Below are 7,437 nucleotides of genomic sequence, written 5' to 3'. Positions count from 1 at the left end.
AATCGTTTCAAGAAGTCCAAATGACGCGCCTGCGGCCGCACATCTCAGGAAAATTGGCTATCGCCACGGCACGAAAACGGTGAAGGTAAAGAACTGCAAAGATAGCGGTCACTCACAATCGGGCGGCTGATTGTGGTTAGAAACAAGTAGCGAACAAAGTAGGTTCCACCAAACTTCGAGCACAAAAAAGCCCCTGGAAACAGGGGCTTTTTTGCGTATCTGGCGGAGAGAGAGTCCGTCCACCTAGTGTCCAGTTGTGTCCAAACATGTCCAACAAAATGGCTTAACCACGCCATCTAAGGCGCATACGTGTCCAAACCTGTCCATAGTCATTCAGACAAATCCAGCGTATCCTCATGGGTAGGATCATGGGTAGCTTATGGCACGCGCATTCGAAAAACTGTCTGATCTCAAGGTACGCAAGGTCAAAAGCCCCGGCTATTTGGGTGATGGTGGCGGGCTCTACCTTCAGGTCTCCCCTTCCCTCTCCAAATCATGGGTGTTTCGCTACCAGGTCAATGGTCGCACCCGAGAGATGGGCCTAGGCAGCTTAAATACCTTCGGGCTACGCGATGCGCGCGACCGTGCGACCAGCTGTAGAAAGCTTTTGGCAGACGGAATCGACCCGATCGAGCAACGAAACGCTGCTCAGCAAGAGAAGCGGCTCACCGATGCGCGGGCGATGACATTTGGCAAATGCTGCGAGAAGTACATAGAGGCGCATCGCAGCGGCTGGAAAAACGTCAAACATGCTGGACAGTGGGATGCCACCCTGCGTAATTACTGCACACTGCTGTGGCCTCTGGACGTCGCCACAATCGATACCGTCCTGGTAATGAAGTGCCTGGAACCGATCTGGAAAGCGAAGACTGAAACCGCGAGCCGCGTACGCGGTCGCATCGAGTCGGTACTGGCTTGGGCTTCGGTCCACAAGTTCCGTACTGGCGATAATCCCGCGGCGTGGCGCAATCATCTCGATCAACTCTTGCCCAAACGCAGCAAGGTTCAGAAAGTGGAACACCGTGCGGCACTCCCCTACGCCGATATACCGGAGTTCATGACGAAGCTACGCCTACGCCAAGGTCTATCTGCGCGCGCGCTTGAACTGCAGATACTCACCGCGACACGGCCAGGTGAAGCGGCTGGCGCGCAGAGGGATGAATTCGACGTATCCGCGGCGATGTGGATAATTCCGGCCGATCGCATGAAAGCCGGTAAAGAGCATCGCATACCGCTATCGCCGACCGTGCTAGCGCTGCTGCAGTCGCTCATTCCCATCACGCCGAAGGGTAAGCCGTTGCACATCGTCGGCCACGTGTTTCCGGGTGTGAAGGATCGTCCTCTGACCACTGCCGCAGCGATGAATTTGCTCAAGGAATTGCAGCCTGACATCACAGCGCATGGTTTTCGATCGACATTCCGCGACTGGGCCGCGGAAACCACCAAGCACCCGCGTGAAGTGATCGAGGCAGCGATGGCGCACCGGCTCAAGGACAAGTCAGAGGCTGCATATCAACGTGGCGACCTTCTAACTCGACGTGCCAAGTTGATGAACGACTGGGCGCGCTATTGTCGTTCGGCGTCATAGTCTTGCGCGCCTCGTCCGCTGGCTTGCAGCCTCCCAGCCGCGCAGGTGCTGTTCCTAAGCGACATTTTGCCCACCGGCTATCAGGCGGCGCTAAATGCTGAGATCACCAAGGGATCCACGTTCGCGATCTTCGGCGCAGGCCCAATCGGTCTGATAAGTGCGGAATGTGCCCGGATGTTGGGCGCTGATCAGATTTTCATGATCAATAACGCGAGCTACCGCTTGGAATTTGCCAAAGCGACTTACGGGATCAATCCTCTCAATTTTGATGATATCGATCCGTCCGAACAAATCCTGTCAATGACCCATAATCGCGGCGTGGACGCGAGTATTGATGCCGTTAGTTTCGAAGCGAAGGTCAGCACGGGCGATCAGATTCTTACTACGAAAGAAGCAGAGACCAGTTCCGGTGCATCGCTGCGTCAATGCATCGCCGCCACTCGTCGCGGCGGAATTGTCGGTGTGCCGGGTGTCTATGCGGGGTTGTGCATGCGTTTCTGATGGGCGACGCGTTCGACAAGGACCTCTCATTCCAGATAGGTCAAAAGCATGTGCAGAAATACCTGCCGGAACTGTTGAACCAAATTGAGAACGGCGACCTCAAACCCGACGCCATTATTTCGCATCGGATGAAGTTCGCAGATGCGGTTGAAGGCTACAAGATCTTCAACGAGCAAACCGAAGATTGCAGAAAGATCGTGTTCACGCCCTGAGTTAAGCCTTCGACCCGCCACAGGGTGGGGGCGAGTCACCCAGCACTGCTGCTATGACCTCACGGCTCGCAGACAAGGCGAGTCGGATGCTTAGTGCTATTTCCAACAGCCGGGGACTGAGCATGACGGACGCCGCACCACAGGGGAAGTTTGCCTTCATCCGCCGCCTGAGTGCGGGCGTGATCACAGGGGCGGCGGACGACGACCCCAGTGGTATCGCCACCTATTCCCAGGTCGGCGCCGCCTACGGCTACGCCACCATGTGGAGCCTTTTCTTGGTAATGCCGTTGATGATCGCCATCCAGGCGATCAGCGCGCGCATCGGCCGTGCGTCGGGCAAAGGAATTGCCGACAACATGCGCACGCATTACTGGCACGGTTGGGCTTACATCCTGGTCGCCGCCGTGGTCATTGCCAACGTCATCAACCTTGCAGCAGACGTCGGCGCGATGGGCGCGGCGCTTAAACTTCTCATTGGCGGGCCGGCGCTAGCCTATGCAACGCTGTTTGCGATTGGATCCCTATTGCTACAAATGTTCGTGCCATTTTCGAAGTATTCGCCCATTCTCAAAGTGCTGTGTCTGAGCCTGTTCGCCTACGTGGCAACCGTTTTCATCGTCCACGTCCCGTGGGGCGAGGTAGCCAAGGGGATTTTGTTACCTAAGGCGACGTTCGATGCGAAATACGCGGTCGCCATCGTTGCCGTTCTAGGCACCACCATCAGTCCCTTCCTTTTCATCTGGCAAGCGGCTCAGGAGGTCGAGGAAATACGTGAGACCGACAATCCTCGCAAACCGTTGAAGCAGAAACCAGGTCAAGGGCCCGACGCGATCAAACGTATCGGCATCGACACCGTCTCGGGTATGGTTTTTTCGAATATCGTGGCCGGTTTCATCATTCTGACGGCCGCTGTCGTGCTTCACGCCCATGGGAAGACGGATATTCAAACGTCCGCACAGGCCGCCGAAGCGCTGCGTCCTGTCGCTGGCAAATTTGCGTTCGCATTGTTCTCTGCAGGCATGATCGGGACCGGTCTGCTCTGCGTGCCTATTCTGGCAGGCTCCAGCGGATATGCCATCTGCGGTGCACTGGGGCTGCGATACGGATTGGCTCATAAACCCAAAGAAGCCAAGGCGTTCTACAGCGTGCTGATTGGAGTGACGCTTGTGGGGATCGCGCTCAATTTCAGTCCCATCGATCCGATAAAAGCGCTCTACTGGAGCGCGGTGGTCAACGGTGTTGCGGCCGTCCCTATGATGGTCATGATCATGATCATGGCCATGAATTCCAAAGTGATGGGGAAGTTCACGCTTAACACGTCGTTGAAAGTGTGGGGATGGGCCGCAACGGCCGTCATGGGCGTGGCCGCCGTCGTGATGTTTGCGACCTTTGGTAAATCCTGACCATGCCGGCCGCGCGACGGCATTACCCGCACCGGCGGTGGTTGATCTCCGTTCTCCTCGCATCATGCGCGGGTGTGCCGACCGTGCAGGCGGCCGACTCGGATTACTTCGTTCCGCAACTGCTCGGTGCGCAATATACGTTGATCGAGCAGTGGCAAGACAGCATCCATTCGCCCTACGCCGGGCCCAAAAGCCTGGAGGCCACGGGCAACCACGAACGCACTCACACGTTTGGTGCCTACTTCGGCATGCCCATGACCGCCCGCTTGGCGGCATTTTTCGATGTGGAAATGTTCCGAGGCGAGGGCGTTGGCGGCAGTAAAGGACTGGCCGGCCTGACCAACGGTGATGCGATTCGAGGCGGCGGCACGCTAAGTCGCTATGCCTATGTGGCCCGAGGGTTCCTGACCTATGACATTCCGCTCGGCGACACAACGACCAAATTGAAACGAAAGATGGATCAGCTCCCGGGTGACCAACCTAATGATCGCCTGGAGTTTAAATTCGGTCTCTTGGGAGTGAATGACGACTTCGACCAAAGCCGCTACGCCAATTCGGCACGCACGCAATTCATGAATTGGAGCCTTCTCAATAGTCCGGCTTGGGACTATGCGGCCGACACCCGCGGCTATACCGTCGGTGGTCTCGTCACTTATGCGAAGGGTTCATGGATCTGGCGATATGGCGTCTATCAGATGCCGTCAAAAGCCAATGGGTCGCGCTTGGAAGGGCCGATCAATCGTGCCAATGAGCAGGATGTGCAGCTGACTTGGCAACGTTCACCCGACAGCACAACAATCTGGCTCCTGGCATATCAAAATCGCGCAGACATGGGTATTTACGACGACGCATTGCGCATCGGCGAACTCACGCAGACGACACCCGACATTCAGGCAGATGATCGGGACGGACGGCATAAGTATGGCTTTGCGGTCGGAACCGACGTGCCTCTTGCCGACCATGGCGACACCGGGCTGTTCGCACGTGGTGCCTGGAACAATGGCCAAACCGAATCCTTCGCGTTCACCGAGGCCGACCGCACCGGAAGTATCGGAGGTCAACTCTCCGGCATTCATTGGTCGCGCTCAGACGATCGGCTGGGAATCGCTCTGGCGGTCAACGGCCTTTCGCAATCGCACCGTGCCTACCTGGCGGCTGGGGGCAGCGGCTTTATCTTGGGCGATGGTGCGTTGAACTATGGCAGCGAGCAAATCGCCGAAGCCTATTACGCGGCGAAAGTCACTTCATTCGCCACCATTTCGGCCGATTTCCAGTTGATCCACAACCCCGGTTACAACCGCGACAGAGGACCCGCGCGCTTCCTTGGAGCACGTATCCATCTTGAATATTGACGAAGTTCCGTGGATCAACGGCTTTGCGATGGCATTTTCAATTTAAGACTCGGTGTTCTCGACCCACCCGATCAGTTTGTCGGCTCGCAAGGCCGCCTTGGCTGTGCGCTTACGCATTGCTTTATTTCTGGCTGAACAATCCAGCTGACGCTGTCGATTGCGTCAAGGTAGAGCTGACGAACTTCGATCCCTTGTCAAAATTCAGAACAACCATATCCTTATTCCCACCAGTGTCGTCCGCAAACGCACTAATGAACGTTCTGTGGTTTGAACCGCCGGCTTGGTCGTTTGCGAAGCTGTAGGCAACGATAGTCGACGCATCGGCGGTTCTTGAGACGCTGTATGGCCGGCCTAGACGCGCTTCGACCTGATCGAGAGTTGTCACACCAGGCTGAAAACCAGCAACTGCGTTCGGGTCTGCCTTTGTGCCGGTGGTGACGCAGCCGGCTGTGCAAAGTGCGAGTAATACTAATGCTGTGATCTTTTGCATTTTGTTCACCTGGTCCTTAATAGTCCCAAATTGGGCAAGCTCAAAACTTGTCCGATCATTTGTACTTTGACTTTAGAGCTGGGGCAGCTGGGCATCCTGTTCAGGCCGCTAAGTCATCGACATAGCCAAACTTCGTCAAAATCCGGCTTATTTCGGTCAATACCCATACGTTCTCCTCGGCGCCCACAAGGTTATCCGTGATGAGGTCAGCTTGATCTGCAAAGGCGTCAACGAAATCGCACGGATCCGGATAGGCTTTCATCAGCCATGGCACATCGGCTTCCAGACCCGTCAATAGTTTTTGTAATTCTTCGTGTGTTGCAGCCATGGCATATGTGCTCCATCGACGGGAGCGAAGCATAGTCGCCTGATAGATCAACGCTCGATGAAGAGAACCCGTCGTCTCTATGTCTGGCTTTCGTGCAGTCGAACAAATGCGTTATCGAAATGTTCCAACAGCACTCCAATGCCAAAGGGTTTCTGAATGAAGGCGTGGTGTCCCGGCAAGCCTTGGATGCTTGAACACTTGTCAGCGGACACACGATAGCTCCCCGCCATACTAACTAGTGACGCGCGGTTCACTCACGGACGAGTCAAATCCTGCCGGTGCACAGAGGCGTTGACGCTCAACCGGCGATTCGCTCGCCGAGTTGATTTCAATCAGGGGATACCGCATGCAGACGATTGAAGGGGCGGATGGGCTGGGCGAAGAGGAGCCGCCTGCGACTGAAATCACATCAGAGGCTGACGGTAGGGAGATGCCTTTGCCGCAAGACCCCAAAGTGGTTTTTCAAGGTGGCCTGTTTTTGCTCGCGTTGCTGGCCGCGGCATACGTAGCGAAAGAAGTGGTTTTACCGATCGTCTTGGCATTCATCCTGAAACTTCTACTGCAACCCATCATGCGAGCCTTTGAACGGGTGCGCATTCCTCGCGTCATCGCATCGTTGACAGTGATTATTTTGCTTTTCGCATTGATTGCTGGTTTTGGCGAAATGCTCAGCGGGCCGGCGTCAGATTGGGCCAAACGCCTTCCTGATGGTCTCCCGCGGCTAGAGCAGCGCGTGCAAGTGATCAGTTCACCGTTAAGCGCGTTAAATAAGATGTTGAGCCACGCTACGAGCATGGTTGCGACGGGCCCCGCATCAGGGGCAGGGGCATCAGGGGCCGCCGTCGCTTCCGCTTCGACAATGCCTGGCGCAGCTCCAACTCCTGACGCGGCGAATGGGGTGGAAGCCGTGATTCTGGATGGTTTGCATACGTTTGCGTCCGAGTTCCTTACAACGTTTCTTGTGCTTTTCTTTTTCCTCAATTCTGGCGATACCTTCCTACGACGCCTCGTCGAAGTGATGCCAAGGTTCGGTGACAAGCGGCAAGTCATCGACATCTCTCAGCAAGTAGAGATGGACATCTCCTCGTATCTGGTCACTGTCACTGTAATGAATGCCTTGGTAGGCATCACCACAGGCTTGGTCATGTGGGCCTTGGGTCTCGAAAACCCACTCCTTTGGGGAGCGGTGGCTTTTCTTCTGAATTATGTGCCCATCCTCGGGCCGTTGACGGGCATGGTCATCTTTTTGGGCGCTGGCATGCTGAGCTTGGATCCTCTCTGGAAAGCCTTCATGCCGATGGCTCTGTATGTCGGGATCCACTTGATCGAAGGGGAAACGATTACACCAATGCTCCTGGCGCGGCGATTCACGCTTAACCCGGTATTAGTTATCGTCGCGCTGCTTTTCTGGGATTGGATGTGGGGCGTGCCCGGGGCAATTTTGGCGGTGCCGATGCTGGCCGTCACCAAAATTGTGTGTGATCGCATTCGACCGCTGGCGGCACTTGGACATTTTCTCGAAGGCGAAAAACGTTCTCTGAAGCCTTAGAGCCTCAGACAAGA

Annotated in this window: 6 protein-coding genes and 1 pseudogene; 5 read left to right on the top strand and 2 right to left on the bottom strand. The window is 55.8% G+C overall.

Annotated features, from left to right (window positions below; all coding sequences use genetic code 11):
- Positions 1-379 precede the first annotated feature (379 nt).
- The 4 genes and pseudogenes from HDE80_RS20035 (at position 380) to HDE80_RS20020 (ending at position 5,056) form a co-directional block, all read left to right on the top strand.
- On the top strand, positions 380-1,588 hold the full coding sequence (locus HDE80_RS20035) for a site-specific integrase (RefSeq protein ID WP_184673793.1): 1,209 nt from the start codon (positions 380-382) through the stop codon (positions 1,586-1,588).
- 42 nt (positions 1,589-1,630) lie between these two features.
- Positions 1,631-2,301: pseudogene (locus HDE80_RS20030) on the top strand (zinc-binding dehydrogenase); the annotation flags it as partial.
- Between the two features lie 122 nt (positions 2,302-2,423).
- Positions 2,424-3,704, top strand: coding sequence for a divalent metal cation transporter (locus HDE80_RS20025; RefSeq protein ID WP_184673791.1), 1,281 nt, complete (start codon positions 2,424-2,426; stop codon positions 3,702-3,704).
- An 83-nt stretch (positions 3,705-3,787) separates the two neighbouring features.
- Complete coding sequence (locus tag HDE80_RS20020) at positions 3,788-5,056, top strand: carbohydrate porin (RefSeq protein ID WP_184673789.1); 1,269 nt, start codon at positions 3,788-3,790, stop codon at positions 5,054-5,056.
- Positions 5,057-5,177: 121 nt separating this feature from the next.
- On the opposite strand, the gene HDE80_RS20015 is transcribed toward HDE80_RS20020, so the two are convergent.
- On the bottom strand, positions 5,178-5,546 hold the full coding sequence (locus HDE80_RS20015) for a hypothetical protein (protein ID WP_184673787.1): 369 nt from the start codon (positions 5,544-5,546) through the stop codon (positions 5,178-5,180).
- A 100-nt stretch (positions 5,547-5,646) separates the two neighbouring features.
- Positions 5,647-5,874: a hypothetical protein gene (locus tag HDE80_RS20010; protein ID WP_184673785.1), complete on the bottom strand. Its 228-nt coding sequence runs from the start codon at positions 5,872-5,874 to the stop codon at positions 5,647-5,649.
- 346 nt (positions 5,875-6,220) lie between these two features.
- Between HDE80_RS20010 and HDE80_RS20005 the strand changes: the two genes are divergently transcribed.
- The gene (locus HDE80_RS20005; protein ID WP_221437737.1) at positions 6,221-7,423 is read left to right on the top strand and encodes an AI-2E family transporter; all 1,203 of its coding nucleotides are present in this window, start codon (positions 6,221-6,223) and stop codon (positions 7,421-7,423) included.
- Positions 7,424-7,437: the final 14 nt, after the last annotated feature.

The organism is Rhodanobacter sp. A1T4, from assembly GCF_014207185.1.
In the GTDB taxonomy this organism is placed as follows: Bacteria; Pseudomonadota; Gammaproteobacteria; order Xanthomonadales; family Rhodanobacteraceae; genus Rhodanobacter.
Note: the sequence above shows the minus strand (reverse complement) of the source record. Positions and strands in the feature narration are given on the sequence as shown.

Coding starts and splice junctions, on each gene's coding strand:
- HDE80_RS20025 (WP_184673791.1), top strand. CDS start 2,424: ATGACGGACGCCGCACCACAGGGGAAGTTTGCCTTCATCCGCCGCCTG.
- HDE80_RS20015 (WP_184673787.1), bottom strand. CDS start 5,546: ATGCAAAAGATCACAGCATTAGTATTACTCGCACTTTGCACAGCCGGC.
- HDE80_RS20035 (WP_184673793.1), top strand. CDS start 380: ATGGCACGCGCATTCGAAAAACTGTCTGATCTCAAGGTACGCAAGGTC.
- HDE80_RS20005 (WP_221437737.1), top strand. CDS start 6,221: ATGCAGACGATTGAAGGGGCGGATGGGCTGGGCGAAGAGGAGCCGCCT.
- HDE80_RS20010 (WP_184673785.1), bottom strand. CDS start 5,874: ATGGCTGCAACACACGAAGAATTACAAAAACTATTGACGGGTCTGGAA.